This window comes from Mycolicibacterium rhodesiae (assembly GCF_002086695.1).
Classification (GTDB): Bacteria; Actinomycetota; Actinomycetes; order Mycobacteriales; family Mycobacteriaceae; genus Mycobacterium; species Mycobacterium rhodesiae.
In genome coordinates, this window is record NZ_MVIH01000011.1 from 13,623 (window position 1) to 27,478 (window position 13,856).

At 66.0% G+C, this 13,856-nt stretch carries 16 protein-coding genes and 1 pseudogene; 11 read left to right on the forward strand and 6 right to left on the reverse strand.

The features are described from left to right. The first annotated feature begins 7 nt into the window (after positions 1 to 7). Together BST42_RS20440 and BST42_RS20445 are read left to right on the forward strand one after the other, a co-directional pair. A complete protein-coding gene (locus BST42_RS20440; RefSeq protein ID WP_133057490.1) occupies positions 8 to 388 on the forward strand; it encodes a hypothetical protein in 381 nt (126 codons plus the stop codon). Beyond that, entirely contained in the window at positions 385 to 801 is a 417-nt protein-coding gene (locus tag BST42_RS20445) for a hypothetical protein (protein WP_133057491.1), read from the forward strand. The genes BST42_RS20440 and BST42_RS20445 overlap by 4 nt, the downstream gene beginning before the upstream one ends. On the opposite strand, the gene BST42_RS20450 is transcribed toward BST42_RS20445, so the two are convergent. The 4 genes from BST42_RS20450 to BST42_RS20465 are packed head-to-tail and all read right to left on the reverse strand — an operon-like array spanning position 798 to position 3,958. Next, positions 798 to 1,871, reverse strand: coding sequence for a 3-beta-hydroxysteroid dehydrogenase (locus BST42_RS20450; RefSeq protein WP_110918705.1), 1,074 nt, complete (start codon positions 1,869 to 1,871; stop codon positions 798 to 800). The two genes, BST42_RS20445 and BST42_RS20450, sit on opposite strands and share 4 nt — an antisense overlap. A 52-nt stretch (positions 1,872 to 1,923) precedes the next feature. Continuing rightward, positions 1,924 to 2,154, reverse strand: coding sequence for an exodeoxyribonuclease VII small subunit (locus BST42_RS20455; protein ID WP_083121156.1), 231 nt, complete (start codon positions 2,152 to 2,154; stop codon positions 1,924 to 1,926). Further along, positions 2,151 to 3,389 carry an exodeoxyribonuclease VII large subunit gene (xseA, locus tag BST42_RS20460; protein ID WP_083121157.1) on the reverse strand — a complete coding sequence of 413 codons (1,239 nt, stop codon included), beginning with the start codon at positions 3,387 to 3,389 and terminating at the stop codon, positions 2,151 to 2,153. Before xseA ends, BST42_RS20455 begins: the two co-directional genes overlap by 4 nt. Continuing rightward, positions 3,386 to 3,958: a lipid droplet-associated protein gene (locus BST42_RS20465; RefSeq protein ID WP_083121158.1), complete on the reverse strand. Its 573-nt coding sequence runs from the start codon at positions 3,956 to 3,958 to the stop codon at positions 3,386 to 3,388. The genes xseA and BST42_RS20465 overlap by 4 nt, the downstream gene beginning before the upstream one ends. A gap of 53 nt (positions 3,959 to 4,011) precedes the next feature. Between BST42_RS20465 and BST42_RS20470 the strand changes: the two genes are divergently transcribed. After that, on the forward strand, positions 4,012 to 5,013 hold the full coding sequence (locus BST42_RS20470) for a 4-hydroxy-3-methylbut-2-enyl diphosphate reductase (protein ID WP_083121159.1): 1,002 nt from the start codon (positions 4,012 to 4,014) through the stop codon (positions 5,011 to 5,013). A 122-nt stretch (positions 5,014 to 5,135) separates the two neighbouring features. On the opposite strand, the gene BST42_RS20475 is transcribed toward BST42_RS20470, so the two are convergent. Further along, positions 5,136 to 6,269 (reverse strand): DUF6542 domain-containing protein, encoded by a 1,134-nt coding sequence (locus BST42_RS20475; RefSeq protein ID WP_237159528.1) that lies wholly within the window; start codon positions 6,267 to 6,269, stop codon positions 5,136 to 5,138. Between the two features lie 120 nt (positions 6,270 to 6,389). Here BST42_RS20475 and ychF point away from each other — a divergent pair, with 120 nt between their 5' ends. The 3 genes from ychF to BST42_RS20490 all read left to right on the forward strand — a co-directional run bounded on the left by ychF (position 6,390) and on the right by BST42_RS20490 (position 9,030). Continuing rightward, a complete protein-coding gene (gene ychF / locus BST42_RS20480; RefSeq protein WP_083121161.1) occupies positions 6,390 to 7,463 on the forward strand; it encodes a redox-regulated ATPase YchF in 1,074 nt (357 codons plus the stop codon). A gap of 524 nt (positions 7,464 to 7,987) precedes the next feature. Then, a complete protein-coding gene (locus BST42_RS20485) occupies positions 7,988 to 8,386 on the forward strand; it encodes a VOC family protein (protein ID WP_083121162.1) in 399 nt (132 codons plus the stop codon). Between the two features lie 8 nt (positions 8,387 to 8,394). After that, the gene (locus tag BST42_RS20490) at positions 8,395 to 9,030 is read left to right on the forward strand and encodes a class I SAM-dependent methyltransferase (protein ID WP_165760888.1); all 636 of its coding nucleotides are present in this window, start codon (positions 8,395 to 8,397) and stop codon (positions 9,028 to 9,030) included. A 5-nt stretch (positions 9,031 to 9,035) separates the two neighbouring features. Here BST42_RS20490 and BST42_RS20495 read toward each other — a convergent pair whose 3' ends face one another. Continuing rightward, positions 9,036 to 9,395 (reverse strand): Rv2640c family ArsR-like transcriptional regulator, encoded by a 360-nt coding sequence (locus BST42_RS20495; RefSeq protein ID WP_083121304.1) that lies wholly within the window; start codon positions 9,393 to 9,395, stop codon positions 9,036 to 9,038. Between the two features lie 94 nt (positions 9,396 to 9,489). Between BST42_RS20495 and BST42_RS20500 the strand changes: the two genes are divergently transcribed. From BST42_RS20500 to BST42_RS20520, 5 genes and pseudogenes are all read left to right on the forward strand, one after another. Continuing rightward, complete coding sequence (locus BST42_RS20500; protein ID WP_083121164.1) at positions 9,490 to 9,894, forward strand: ArsI/CadI family heavy metal resistance metalloenzyme; 405 nt, start codon at positions 9,490 to 9,492, stop codon at positions 9,892 to 9,894. A 2-nt stretch (positions 9,895 to 9,896) separates the two neighbouring features. Next, on the forward strand, positions 9,897 to 11,006 hold the full coding sequence (arsB, locus tag BST42_RS20505) for an ACR3 family arsenite efflux transporter (protein ID WP_264046064.1): 1,110 nt from the start codon (positions 9,897 to 9,899) through the stop codon (positions 11,004 to 11,006). 17 nt (positions 11,007 to 11,023) lie between these two features. Then, positions 11,024 to 11,431, forward strand: a pseudogene (locus BST42_RS20510) (arsenate reductase ArsC); the annotation flags it as partial. A gap of 54 nt (positions 11,432 to 11,485) precedes the next feature. Beyond that, positions 11,486 to 12,061, forward strand: coding sequence for a dihydrofolate reductase family protein (locus BST42_RS20515; protein WP_083121167.1), 576 nt, complete (start codon positions 11,486 to 11,488; stop codon positions 12,059 to 12,061). Between the two features lie 116 nt (positions 12,062 to 12,177). After that, positions 12,178 to 13,854 carry a sensor domain-containing protein gene (locus BST42_RS20520; protein WP_165760889.1) on the forward strand — a complete coding sequence of 559 codons (1,677 nt, stop codon included), beginning with the start codon at positions 12,178 to 12,180 and terminating at the stop codon, positions 13,852 to 13,854. Positions 13,855 to 13,856: the final 2 nt, after the last annotated feature.

The window sequence follows — 13,856 nt, forward strand, 5'->3', positions numbered from 1 at the left end:
TCGAAGGATGCCGACGAGATTCCGATTGCTCATGGCTGCCGCGCTCGTTGTCGGGCTGACTGTTCTGCAACAGCCGCAGGCCAACGCCGGAACCGGCCACGAACCGCTGACCGCCGCGGGCCTGGTGGCGGCTCTCACCGCCGACGGTGTCGCGGTGCCCAACCCCATCGACACCACCGCCCAGGAGTGCCCTGCTGCCGGCTGCGAGCAATCGATCGTCACCGACACCCTGCGGGTCAAGTCGTTCGCGACGGTCCGGCAGGCCAAGTGGTATTCGGTCGCGGCGGGGCTGCCTCGATTCGCCAACATCGTCGTCGAATTCGCGCCGCCGCTGACGGTTGGCGAACGAGATGTCTATCTCGAAGCGATCGGACGGCTGCTGCCATGAGATGTCCTCGGTGGCCCCTGAGCCTGGCGGTAGCCGCCCTCGCCGTGGTGTCGGCGGGCTGCGCCGGCCAGGACTCCGCTACGCCGCCGCGGCCGAGCGCGCCGGCGGGACCGGTGATGCTCAACGATGCGTCGGTCGGCTCGATACTGAGCGCGATCACGAAGTCCGGGCTGCCCGCTGTGAACGCACATGATTCGACGGCGTCCAGATGCCCGCAGGCGGGCTGTGTCCAGGCGACTGACACTGACACCGTCTCGATCCTGAAGTTCCCCAGCACCGGACGAGCGGAGATCTACGCCGCCGCGGTGCCCGACATGCTCCAGGTAGAAGACGTCGTCCTGGTTTTCGAGAGCACGGTGACGAGCGAGCAGAAGGCTGCCTACGGCCGCGCCGTCAAGGACGCGATGCGTTAGCCCTTCATTTCGGCGTAGAGGTCGGTGTAGTAGGGCAGGCAGTGCTCCAGCGCCTCACCGGTGGTGTACAGCGGCTGGTAGCCCAGATCGCGGCGGGCCTTGGCGATCGAGAAGTAATTGTCGATCGAGACCCGTTCCACCGCAAGCGGTTCCAGCGGCGGCTGGGGGAACTTGAACTTGAAATGCAGCCACTGCCAGCCGGTCAGGACGGCATGGACGAAGCCGCCGGGAATCCATACCGTCGGCCACTTCTCGCCGCAGGCCTCCACCACCGGCCGGGAGAAGTCGAACATATTGATCGGTTCGCCGTCGTTGATGAAGTAGGCCTGCCCGGGGGCGGTGCCACCGGGCACCAAATGCTCTGCGGCCAGGATGAATCCGTGTACGAGGTTGTGCACGTAGGAGTTGTCGAGCTTGGCGTCCTTGTTGCCGACGAGAACCTTCACGTGCCCGGCGATCACCCGCTCGAACAGTTTGCGGAACATGGTCTGATCGCCCCGGCCCCAGATGCCGCTGGGTCGGATCGAACAGGTCAGCAGACCGTCCACACCGTTCTGGCTGAGCACGAACTTCTCGGCCACCACCTTTGTCTCGGTGTACAGGTCGTTGAAACGTGCTGTGTACGGCAGTGTTTCGTCACCGTTGACGATCCGCTGGCCACCCATGACCACGCTGTTGGATGCGGTGTAGACAAACCGCTTGACGCCGGCTGCTTGCGCGGCGTGCACCAGGTTCTTGGTCCCTTCGACATTCACGTCGAAACTGCGCTTGCGGTACTCCGCGGTGACCGACGCCCCGCCCATCAAGTCGATGATCGCCGCGGTGTGGAAAATCGTGTCGATCCCGTCGACGGCCGCGGCGACGGTGGCGGTGTCGCAGATGTCGCCCTGCACCACCTCGAGGCGGTCATGGGAGGGCAGCGCCGACGGCGCCCGATCGAAGGCGCGAACGAAGTGACCGCGGTCCAGCAACTCGGTCACGAGGTTGGCGCCGACGAATCCGGCGCCCCCGGTCACCAGGACGCGGCCCAGCTCGGTTGTCAGGGTGGCATCACTCATGGCGGCGAGAATAACTGAAACACGTTCCAGTTTTCCAATATCGCAGGTTAGCGCGCCGGCCGGATCACTGCTCGCCGGCGTCGCGGGCGGCCAGCGCATCCTCGATGCGTTTGCGCGCTCCGGCTAAGTGCTCCTCACAGCGTCGTGCCAGTTCCTCGCCTCGTTCCCACAGTTTCAGCGACGAATCAAGATCGAGGCCGCCTTGCTCGAGCACGCGGACGACCTCGATCAGCTGATCGCGGCAATCTTCATAGCCAAGCTGACTAATGGGCGTCGTCTCGTTAGGTTTGCTCATGCGGATCCGTCCGTCGGGCCTGTGCTACTTGCGCCGATCGCACCGTCGCCGACCCGGATGCGCAGCGTGGTCCCGGCCGGTGCGTCGGTGGTGGAGCGAAGGATCTCAGCCTCTCCTTGTCGGCTCAGCACCTGGACCACGGCGTAACCGCGCGCCAGGGTGGCCGCCGGGCCGAGGGTGGCCAGCCGCGCCGCGAGGTGGCCGATCCGGTCGGTTTCGGCGGCGACCAGCCGTTTGACGTCGCGGCGAACGCAGGCCCGGGCCCGCTCGATCTCCTCGGTGCGATGTGTCAGCGCGCCCAACGGGTCGGCCAGCACCGGCCGGCTGCGCAGATGGGTGACGGTCCGCTGCTCGCGGCCGACCCAGTTGCGCAGTGCCTGCGCGCTGCGGTGCCGAAGCTCGGAGACCAACGCCAGCTCGGCTGCCGTGTCAGGCACCACCTTCTTGGCGGCGTCGGTCGGGGTGGCCGCCCGTACGTCGGCGACCAGGTCGCACAGCGGGTTGTCCGGTTCGTGGCCGACGGCGCTGACCACCGGTGTGGTGCACGCGGCGATCTCGCGGCACAGCGTCTCGTCGGAGAACGGCAGCAGATCTTCGACGCTGCCGCCGCCGCGGGCGATCACGATGACGTCGACCTCGGGGTCGGCGTCGAGTTCACGCAACGCCTCGACGATCTGCGCCACCGCGTTGACGCCTTGCACGGCGGTGTTGCGGATGGCGAAGCGGACCCCGGGCCAGCGGGCACCGGCCACCGTCGTCACGTCGTGCTCGGCCGCGCTGGCCCGCCCCGTGATCAGCCCGACGGTCGACGGCAGGAACGGCAACGGGCGTTTGAGCCGCGGATCGAACAGTCCCTCGGCCTCCAGCAGTCGGCGCAACCGTTCGATGCGGGCCAGCAGTTCGCCCACGCCCACGGCGCGAATATCGCTGACGCGCAAGGAAAACGAGCCGCGCACGGTGTAGAAGCTCGGCTTGCCGCACACCACCACCTGGGTGCCCTCGGTGAGCTTCACCGGCGCTGCGAGCAGCAGGTCACGTGAGCAGCTGATATCGAGCGACATGTTGGCCGCCGGATCACGCAGCACCATGTATGCCGTGGAGTTGCGCACGTTGATCTGGGTCAGCTGACCTTCAACCCATACCGTGCCGAGCTTGTCGATCCAGCCGGCCACGCGGATGGCCACCGCGCGGACCGGATACGGATTCTCCGCAGAGTTGCTCTGAGCGTTGGTCACTTGGCGGACGCGCGAGTGATCCTGTTGGCCAGCAGCGTCTGGAACGGCGCACGCGATTTGGAGGCTTCCTCGTAGGCCAGTAGCGCTTCGAGGTCGGCCACGCTGAGCGACTGCAGCCTGGCGCGCAGTTGCGCCAGGGTCAGCGACTCGTAGTCGAGCTCCTCGGCGATCGGCGGCGCGCTCTTGGTGGCCGTGGCAACAGAGGAGGGCTGGGCCGAGTTCTGCGACTTCGCCTCCACGCCGTCGGTGGTGCTGTACAGGGCGAACCGGCCTTCGGTGAGGCGCTCCCCGTCCTGCGCTGGGGCGTCGTCGTCCTCGTCGGCGGAGTCCTCGTCGAAGGTCGCCCACTCTGGCTGCTCGTCCTTCGGCGGGAAGATGTTCTCCAGGGCGCTGTCGCCCTTGATCACCAGATCAGCGAGGTCCTGCTGCATCTTCATCACGATGTGTGCGACGGTGCTCGCCACCGTCATCGGGTACATCAGGATGGTTTGCGGCAGCTTGCGGGTTTCTTCGAGAGCGGTGACGGCGGCGCCGACCAGCAGACGAACCCCGTACGGTGCAGTTGCCATGGGCCCCAGCCTACGGCTGGCCCGCCGAGGTTGCGGGAACGTACCCTGAAAGCATGCCGCCTACCGTCAACATGGGGATTCCCGGTGCCGCCAGCACGGCTGCCGAGCCCGTTACCGGCAAGCGGGTGCTGCTGGCCGAACCGCGCGGTTACTGCGCGGGCGTGGACCGCGCCGTCGAGACCGTCGAACGCGCCCTGGAGAAACACGGGGCACCTGTCTACGTGCGCCACGAGATCGTGCACAACCGCTACGTGGTGGACACCCTGGCCAAAGCCGGCGCGGTGTTCGTCGAGCAGACCGATGAGGTACCCGAAGGGGCCATCGTGGTCTTCTCGGCGCACGGCGTGGCGCCGACCGTGCACGAGGAGGCGGCTGCCCGCAACCTGCAGACCATCGATGCCACCTGCCCGCTGGTCACCAAGGTGCACAACGAGGCCAAGCGGTTCGCCCGGGACGACTACGACATCCTGCTCGTCGGCCACGAGGGCCACGAAGAGGTCGTCGGCACCGCCGGTGAGGCGCCTGACCACGTTCAGGTGGTCGACAATCCGGACGCGGTGGACAAAGTGACCGTGCGGGACCCGAACAAGGTGATCTGGCTGTCCCAGACCACGCTGAGCGTCGACGAGACCATGGAGACGGTGCGACGGCTGCGGGAGAAGTTCCCGACGCTGCAGGACCCGCCCAGCGACGACATCTGCTACGCCACCCAGAACCGGCAGGGCGCGGTCAAAGCGATGGCGCCGGAGTGCGATCTGGTGATCGTCGTGGGCTCGCGGAATTCGTCGAACTCGGTACGGCTGGTGGAGGTGGCCCTCGGCGCCGGCTCGAAGGCGGCCAAGCTGGTGGACTACGCCGACGACATCGACCCGGCCTGGTTGTCGGGTGTCACGACCGTCGGCGTGACATCGGGTGCCTCGGTTCCCGAGGTGCTGGTGCGCGGCGTGCTCGACCGGCTGGCCGAATACGGTTACGGCACCGTGCAGACGGTGACGACCGCGAACGAGACGCTGGTGTTCGCGCTGCCGCGCGAGATCAGGCCCGCCCGCAGCTAGTTCCGCGACTCAGCGGGCTCAAGGCCCGCCGAGAGTAACGCCGTGGCGGGAAACCAGGTGTTTTCTCGCCGTGAGGTTACTGTCGGCCCGCCCCATCGAAGGGGCCGTTGAATCGGGATCGGTCAGCGGTCGGAACGCCAGGATTCGGCGTCCCAGTCATTCGCACTGGGGCGACGCGACCTCGGCGGGCGGCTCGGCTCCGGATCGACTTCACCGCGATAACGCACCCGCGACACCGGGTGATGGGTGTCGCTGTCACCGTTCGTCCGACCGGGCGGACGTTGCCGCGGCGGCGGTTCGTACGGCGGATACGGCTCGTAAGACGGGTAGGGCTCGTATGGCTCGAATCGGCTGCTGCGCCGCGAGGGTGAGCCGTAGGGATCCCTGCGATCGCGAGGCTCACGCGGTTCGCGGGGCTCACGCGGTTCACGCGGCTCACGAGGCTCGCGCCGTGACGACGTGCGGCTGTTCGGGTCACGCGGCTGGCGGCGACGCCGCGGGGTCTCGGGATAGTCGAGCGCGTCTGACTCGGCGTCGAGGGGACGGCGACGGGCCGATTGGGGGCGGGGTCGCTCGGGCGCCTCGGTGATGTCCTCGATCGGGGGACGCGCATGCCGCGAGCGGGTCGGTGCCGGACGCTTGGCGGGCCGCTCCGAGCGGGGACGCCGTTGCGCGGTCGCGGGCCGGTCGATGCTGTGCTTGCGTTTGGGCGCCTCGTCGGCGTCGTCGTCATCATCGACGTCACCGCGCTGGAGTATCGACGAGAACTTGGCCGCCAGCCCGGCGAACAGCCCGGGGCCCGCGGCGGTTTCGCCGTCGCCCTCGGCGGGGGCCGTCGCCGGCGATTTGGCCGACATTCCGAAATACCAGCGCACCAACCCGATCAGCAGAACGCCGGCCGAGGTGAACAGCATCAGCGGGAAGCGTTCGATCAGCGGGTAGCCGAAGTTGATCAGGGTGTCCTTGACGCCGGTGAACGCCGCGCCGTGGAACAGGAAGTAGGAGCCGGGCACCATCACGAACAGGATCAGCGGGGGCTGAATGACGGCCGTGAAAATACTGGAGTGACGCACCGCGAGAACGGCCGCCACACAGCCGAGCGCGTACATGGCGGCGAAGACGTTGCCGAGTTCCTTGTTGCCTGAGCCCGCATCGAAGGCAAAGCCAATTGTGGTGGCGATCACAGCAATCAGGACGGCGGCCCACCATGGCACGCCGGACAGGTTCGGGTGCGCCGAGCGGTTCGCGGGCGCCACGGAGGACCTCGCTCGCTGTGCTGACACACGTAGACCGTACCGGCTCCGGCTGAATGTGGACCGTCAGCGGGGCCGCAAGCGGAGGGGTCGTCCGGGGCTTTCTCCTAGACTGTCTTCTCTGTGAGCCTGAGCCTCGGAATTGTCGGTCTGCCCAACGTGGGAAAATCGACCCTGTTCAATGCGCTGACCCGCAACAACGTGCTGGCAGCCAACTATCCGTTCGCCACGATCGAGCCGAATGAGGGCGTCGTCCCGCTGCCCGACCCGCGACTGACCAAACTGGCCGAGATCTTCGGCTCCGAGCGGATCCTGCCGGCGCCGGTCACGTTCGTCGACATCGCCGGCATCGTCAAAGGCGCCTCGGAGGGCGCGGGGCTGGGCAACAAGTTCCTGGCCAACATCCGCGAGTGTGACGCGATCTGTCAGGTGGTCCGGGTGTTCGCCGACGACGACGTCGTGCACGTCGACGGCAAGGTGGACCCGAAGTCCGACATCGAGGTCATCGAGACCGAGCTGATCCTGGCCGACCTGCAGACCCTGGAGAAGGCGGTGCCCCGGCTGGAGAAGGAAGCCCGCAACAACAAGGACCGCAAGCCGGTTTTCGAGGCCGCGGTCGCGGCTCAGGAACTGCTCAACGGCGGCACGACGCTGTTCGCCAGCGGCAAGGACTGGTCGCTGCTGCGCGAGCTGAACCTGATGACCATCAAGCCGTTCCTGTATGTGTTCAACGCCGACGAATCGGTGCTCACCGATGACGCACGGATCGCCGAGCTGCGCGCGCTGGTGGCCCCGGCCGACGCGGTGTTCCTGGACGCGAAGATCGAGGCCGAGCTCCAGGAACTCGACGACGAGTCGGCGGCCGAGCTGCTGGAGTCGATCGGGCAGAGTGAGCGCGGCCTGGATGCGTTGGCGCGGGCCGGTTTTCACACGTTGAATCTGCAGACCTACCTGACCGCGGGGCCAAAAGAGGCGCGCGCCTGGACGATTCACCGCGGGGACACCGCGCCGAAGGCGGCCGGCGTGATCCACACCGACTTCGAGAAGGGCTTCATCAAGGCCGAGGTCGTGTCCTACGACGACTTGGTGGAAGCGGGCACGATGGCCGCGGCCAAGGCGGCAGGCAAGGTGCGGATGGAAGGTAAGGACTACGTGATGGCAGACGGCGACGTGGTCGAGTTCCGCTTCAACGTCTAGGTCCAAGTCGTAGGCTTGTTTGGTGGAGCTGAGGGTTAGGGCTGTCGGCCGCTGTGGGGCCGAAAGCGACCGGGGTGCCTCCGACAAGAGCGTGCATGGTGTCGATGCGCCAGGATCGTGTTGGGCGGTAGACGCCAAGGTTGAAAACAGTGAGAGCCATCAACTGAGGATGGGCTCGATCGTTCGTTACTGGGGTGACCGCGAGGGCGCCGATGCTGACGCAGCGCAGATCGAGCAGGGCAATTGCTTTTACAAGGACACTGGTCGTCGATACTTCGACGCAGTTGTGACGCCGGCGGACGCATACTGGCGGTAGAGGCGGCCGCCCGGTGGCGCTGTTCACCGAAATTGGACGTGGGGTGTGCGGGTCGCGCCACTGGCCGATGAGGTGCCGAGTGTGGGGGATATGCACGCAGACAGGCCCTTTTGCGTGCATAGGGCCCACAGTCGCGTGCTGAGGAGTGCCCTGGCGAGTCATCGCGCTCAGGGTTGACCTGTCGGTGGGCGGGTCTAGCTTGGGCGCCATGAAGCTAGTGTCGATCCGCCTCATCACCGCGGATGTGCAGCGTTTGGCCTCCTTCTACGAGATGGTCACCGGAGCTGACGCGGTCTGGGCGAACGAACTATTCGCCGAGATTCCCACGCCGGTGGGCACCCTGGCCATCGGAAGCGACAAGACCGTGCCGTTGTTCGGTGTGGGATCTGCCGAGCCGGCGGCCAATCGCAGTGCCATCATCGAGTTCATCGTCGCTGACGTGGACGCCGAATACGCCCGCCTGCAAGGACAATTGGACGAGGTTGTCACCGAGCCGACCACCATGCCGTGGGGAAATCGCGCACTGTTGTTCCGCGACCCCGACGGCAACCTGGTGAACCTGTTCACCCCGGTCAGCGACGATGCTCGAGCCAAGTTCGGTGTCTAATGATGGGCATGCCGCTCGTCGACCGTGCGCTTGCCGGGCTTGCTCGGCAACTCGGTGATCCCACCGGGTTCGCGGGCCGACTCGTCGGGCGCGTACTCAACCGCGGCAATCGATCAGTCGTCGTCGCTGCGGTCGCCGCCGCGGAGCGCGGGCCGTCCGCCGACATCGCTGACATCGGATTTGGTGGGGGCGTCGGACTCGACATCTTGCTCGGTCGTGAGGGCACGGTCGTTCACGGCGTCGAGATGTCGGACACGATGCTCGCGCAAGCTCGGCAGCGGTTCGCCGACGCCATTGCTCGCGGGCGGCTACGTCTGTATGCCGGTCGGATGGAAAGTCTGCCGCTCGACGATTCCGCACTGGACGCGATCATCTCCACTAACACGGTCTATTTCGTGCCGGATCTCGCCGCGGCTTTCACCGAGTTGGCTCGAGTGCTGCGGCCCGGCGGGCGACTGGTGCTGGGGGTCGGTGACCCGGATCAGATGACCAAAATGCCGTTCACCCGCCATGGGTTTCGGTTGCGGCCCATCGATGAACTCGTCTCGGCTATCCGCGACGCGGGTTTCGATCGGATCGAGGACAGGCGCGTCGGTAATGGTCCGCGCGCCTTCCATCTTCTGGTGTGCGACCTGCCAAGCTGAGTGATCTAGCGGCAGCAGTTCGGGTCCAGCACTGTGCAGAGCGCCACCAGCGCTTCGCGGCGAGGTCGGTGGTAGACGTTCATTCCGCGGCGTTCGGATTCGACCAGACCTGCACGACGCAACTGAGACAGATGGTGGCTGACCGTTGATTCGCTCAGGTCGACCGCCTCAGCCAGGTCACAACTACACACCTCGCCCGCGTCCGAACCGAACAGCAGTGAGACCAGTTTGACTCGAACCGGGTCCGCTAAAGCTTTGAGCCGCAACGCAATCTCGAGCGCCGCCTGATCGCTGACGGGACCGGCGGCCACCGGCGCGCAGCAGACCGGCGCGGACATGTCCACTGTGGGCAGTGTCTTCGGCATGCCCACATCTTGCCATGGATATTGACATACGTCGAAGAGGTGGCATCATCGTGGAGAGCATAGTTCGACATAAGCCACATAGGTAGGAGCCGTCATGTCCCGCGCTCAACTGGCACTCAACGTCGATGACCTGGACGAGGCCATCACGTTCTATTCGAAGCTGTTCAACACCGAACCGGCCAAGGTGAAGCCGGGTTACGCGAACTTCGCCATCGTCGACCCGCCGTTGAAGCTTGTCCTGCTGGAAAACCCAGGCAAGGGCGGCACCCTCAACCACCTTGGCGTCGAGGTGGATTCCAGCGCGACCGTCCACGCTGAAATCGCCCGCCTCACCGGCGAAGGTCTGTTCACGGACGAAGAGATCGGCACCACCTGCTGCTTCGCCACCCAGGACAAGGTATGGGTAACGGCACCCGCCGGCGAGAAATGGGAGGTCTATACCGTCCTCGCGGATTCGGACACGTTCGGCAACAGCCCCGCGAGTGATGTCTGCTGCTGATGGTGAACGCGCCCTCCGCAACTGACATCGATACCGCGGTCGTCGGGAAGCTCTCGCGTCTGGACCGATTTCTGCCGGTATGGATCGGCATCGCCATGGCGGTCGGCCTGCTCCTGGGCCGCCTGGTACCAGGCCTGAACACCGCACTGGACAAGGTGCAAGTCGACGGCATCTCGCTGCCGATCGCGCTGGGCCTGCTGATCATGATGTACCCGGTACTGGCCAAGGTCCGCTACGACCGCTTGGACACCGTCACCGGGGACCGCAAACTTCTCGTCAGTTCCCTGCTGTTGAACTGGGTCATCGGACCCGCGCTGATGTTCGCCCTGGCCTGGCTGCTGCTGCCCGACCTACCCGAGTACCGCACCGGACTCATCATCGTCGGCCTCGCCCGCTGCATTGCGATGGTCATCATCTGGAACGACCTTGCCTGCGGCGACCGCGAAGCCGCCGCCGTTCTCGTCGCCCTCAACTCGGTGTTCCAGGTCGTCATGTTCGCGGTGCTCGGCTGGTTCTACCTGTCCGTGCTGCCCGGGTGGCTGGGGCTGGAACAGACCACCATCAGCACCTCCCCGTGGCAGATCGCCAAGTCAGTGCTGATCTTCCTGGGCATCCCGCTACTCGCCGGCTACCTATCCCGGCGGCTCGGCGAGAAAGCCAAGGGCCGCGAATGGTACGAATCCACATTCCTGCCGAGGGTCGGACCGTGGGCCCTCTACGGGTTGCTGTTCACCATCGTCATTCTTTTTGCGCTGCAGGGTGATCAGATCACCAGTCGCCCGCTGGACGTCGTCCGCATCGCTCTCCCGCTACTGGCCTATTTCGCGATCATGTGGGGCGGCGGTTACCTGCTCGGCGCGCTACTCGGTCTGGGTTATCAGCGCACGACGACCCTGGCGTTCACCGCGGCGGGCAACAACTTCGAGCTCGCCATCGCGGTTGCGATCGCCACCTACGGCGCAACGTCGGGGCAGGCACTCGCCGGAGTGGTCGGCCCGCTCATCGAAGTGCCCGTCCTCGTTGCGTTGGTCTACGTCTCCCTCGCACTCCGCCGCCGTTTCACTGACACCGCCGGACCATTGACCGCGATGCCTCATAGGAGCAGACCGTGAACGCCGTCATCAACCCCAAGCCCACCGTGCTGTTCCTGTGCACCCACAATGCGGGGCGCTCCCAGATGGCGCTCGGATACTTCAACCATCTCGCCGGAGACCATGGGGTGGGGTGGTCCGGAGGCTCGGAACCCGCCAACGAGATCAACCCCGCCGCCGTGGCCGTCATGGCCGAAGTCGGCATCGATATCGCGCGGGAGTTCCCGAAGCCGTGGACCGATGAGATCGTCCGGGCGGCCGACGTCGTCGTCACCATGGGATGCGGCGATACGTGCCCATATTTTCCCGGAAAGCGTTACGAGAACTGGGATTTGCCCGACCCGGCGGGCCAGGGGATCGACGCCGTCCGCCCGATCCGCGACGAGATCGAGGCGCGCGTGCGGCGACTTCTCGCCGACCTCGGCATCGAACCCGCTCTGCACTGACCACGCCGGTCGACCTCCGCGATGACTTCGGCCGGTTGAGCGAGTCTGTATGGCATGGGAAAGCTGAACTACACCGCGACCACGTCCATCGACGGCTACGTTGCCGATACTGCCGGTGACTTCCAATGGTCGGCCCCCGAGGGGGCGGTGTTCGACGTCCACGTCGAGCGGATGGGCGAGGTATCCACCGAGGTGCTGGGGCGCCGGACCTTCGAGTTGATGCAGTACTGGGAGACCGATCCCGACGATCAAGTCTGGACCCCGGCGGAGCAGGAGTTCGCCCGTCGTTGGCGGCGCATCGACAAAGTGGTGGCGTCCTCGACGCTGACGCACGAGGACATCGGGTCGGACCGCGTCCGTCTGGTGCCGGACCTGGGCCTGGCGGAGTTACGGCGAATCGTGGATGACGCCCCGGGAACCGTCGAGATCTTCGGGCCGACCGTCGCGGCCGCCGCGATCCGGGCCGGCCTGGTCGAGGAATTCCAGTTCTTCGTGGTTCCGAAGGTGGTGGGCGGCGGCTTGCGCGCACTACCCGACGACGTGCAGCTCGAGCTGCGCCTCGAAGGCCACGAGACGTTCGCCAACGGCATCGCTCATCTGCGCTACGTACCGCGCGATGCGGGACATTAACCAAGGCAACCCTTATGTAGGGCAGGGGGATTCGATGTTGGGCAATGACACCGGAAGCGGGCGGTGAAAACCTAGACTCACGCAGGACAAGGTCAGCAGAGACCGAGGGGGGTCCGGTGGACGGCGGTGCACAGGTCTCCGTCGACGCGCTGGCGGCAGAGGCGGGTTTCGCCGCGCTGCCACCAGAGGCCGGCATCGTCGTGCAGAACGCCGACGGCGAGATCATCGCCGCCTCCACGGTGGCGCAGGAGATTCTCGGGTTGTCGTCCGACCAGATGCTCGGCCGGACGTCGCAGGACCCGCGCTGGGCCGCGGTAGACGAAGACGGCCGATTCCTCGAAGGTGCAGAGGCGCCGGCCATGGTCGCCCGGCGCACACGAATTACGGTGCGCGACAGGATAATGGGCGTTCACCGCCCGGGCAGTGATGCGGCGGGACGCCACGTATGGCTACACGTCGACGCTGTACCGCTGTTCCGGGCCGATGACCCCGACCCGTGGGCGGTGGTGGCTGCCTTCCGACCGGTCAGCGGTGAAACCCTGCACACTCTGCAGCTCCGGGAATCCGAGCGACTCTTTCGCATGATCGCCGAATACAGCTCCGACATGGTCGCCTGGCAGCTGGTCGACGACACCTCGTTCCTGTGGGCGTCACCTGCGTCGCGGACCGTACTGGGCTTCGAGCCCGACGACCTGATCGGAACGTACGGGATCGATCTCGTCCACCCGGACGACGGAGCCGAGCTGGCGGAGACCTGGCAGACCACGAACGGTGCGGTCACCAGGTTCCTGATGCGGATGCGCCACGCGGACGGCGAGTACCGCTGGATCGAGACGACGGCGCACGTCCTACCCGGTGAGGAGGACAGGCCACAGGAGATGATCACCGCGCACCGCGACGTCAGCGACCGCGTGCAGGCCGAACAGGCCCGCGATGCCGCGGTGCGGATGTTCGAGTTGACCATGAGTCGCGCCACGATCGGTGTCGGCTGGCGCATGCTGGACGGGACGCTGGCTCGGGTCAATCCCGCGTTGTGCAGCATCCTCGGCAGGAGCGCCGAGCAGTTGGTCGGACACTCACTGCGGGAGTTCGCAACAGACGACGGGTCGGTGTTCGAGGACGCTGTCGCCGCGGTTCACGCGGGAGCGCGCACCCATCACGAGAGCGAACGTCAGTTCCTGCGCCCGGACGGGACGGTGGTCTGGTGCCTGCACACCGTTGTCGGTCTACCCGATGAGTTCGGCGTCGTCTCATCTTCGCTGGTTCAGCTCCAAGACATCACCCAACAGAAGAAGGCGGTCGCACAACTCGAAGAAGCCGCGCTGAGCGACCCCCTCACCGGACTGTCCAACCGAACCGTTCTCGAAGATCGCCTCACCCGAGCTCTCGGCAGGGCAAGGCTCACCAACACTCTGGTGGGTGTGCTGTTCATCGACCTGGACAACTTCAAGAGCGTCAACGACCGTTACGGCCACGATATTGGCGATAAAGTGTTGTGCGAGATTGGAATTCGCTTATCCGATGCGGTACGTGACGCCGACACCGTCGTCCGTCTGGGCGGCGACGAGTTCGTCGTCGTCCGCGAGCGTCTTCACGACCTCACCCAGCTGGACGACCTTGCTGAGCACATCGGTCACCGGCTGTCGACACCGTTCGACGTCGAATCCCATGAGCTGAGCGTCAGCGCCAGTATCGGGCGCGCTGCCGGCTCTGATCTCACTGCCGCGCAACTGCTTTCCCGCGCCGACGAAGCGATGTATCGCACCAAACGTGACCGGCGCGGCGGCGGGTAGAA

Excerpts from the sequence above, each read along its gene's own strand:
- BST42_RS20470 (WP_083121159.1), top strand. The coding sequence starts at position 4,012 with ATGCCGCCTACCGTCAACATGGGGATTCCCGGTGCCGCCAGCACGGCT.
- BST42_RS20490 (WP_165760888.1), top strand. The coding sequence starts at position 8,395 with ATGCCGCTCGTCGACCGTGCGCTTGCCGGGCTTGCTCGGCAACTCGGT.
- BST42_RS20455 (WP_083121156.1), bottom strand. The coding sequence starts at position 2,154 with ATGAGCAAACCTAACGAGACGACGCCCATTAGTCAGCTTGGCTATGAA.
- BST42_RS20500 (WP_083121164.1), top strand. The coding sequence starts at position 9,490 with ATGTCCCGCGCTCAACTGGCACTCAACGTCGATGACCTGGACGAGGCC.
- BST42_RS20465 (WP_083121158.1), bottom strand. The coding sequence starts at position 3,958 with ATGGCAACTGCACCGTACGGGGTTCGTCTGCTGGTCGGCGCCGCCGTC.
- BST42_RS20445 (WP_133057491.1), top strand. The coding sequence starts at position 385 with ATGAGATGTCCTCGGTGGCCCCTGAGCCTGGCGGTAGCCGCCCTCGCC.
- BST42_RS20495 (WP_083121304.1), bottom strand. The coding sequence starts at position 9,395 with ATGCCGAAGACACTGCCCACAGTGGACATGTCCGCGCCGGTCTGCTGC.
- BST42_RS20485 (WP_083121162.1), top strand. The coding sequence starts at position 7,988 with ATGAAGCTAGTGTCGATCCGCCTCATCACCGCGGATGTGCAGCGTTTG.
- BST42_RS20515 (WP_083121167.1), top strand. The coding sequence starts at position 11,486 with ATGGGAAAGCTGAACTACACCGCGACCACGTCCATCGACGGCTACGTT.
- BST42_RS20440 (WP_133057490.1), top strand. The coding sequence starts at position 8 with ATGCCGACGAGATTCCGATTGCTCATGGCTGCCGCGCTCGTTGTCGGG.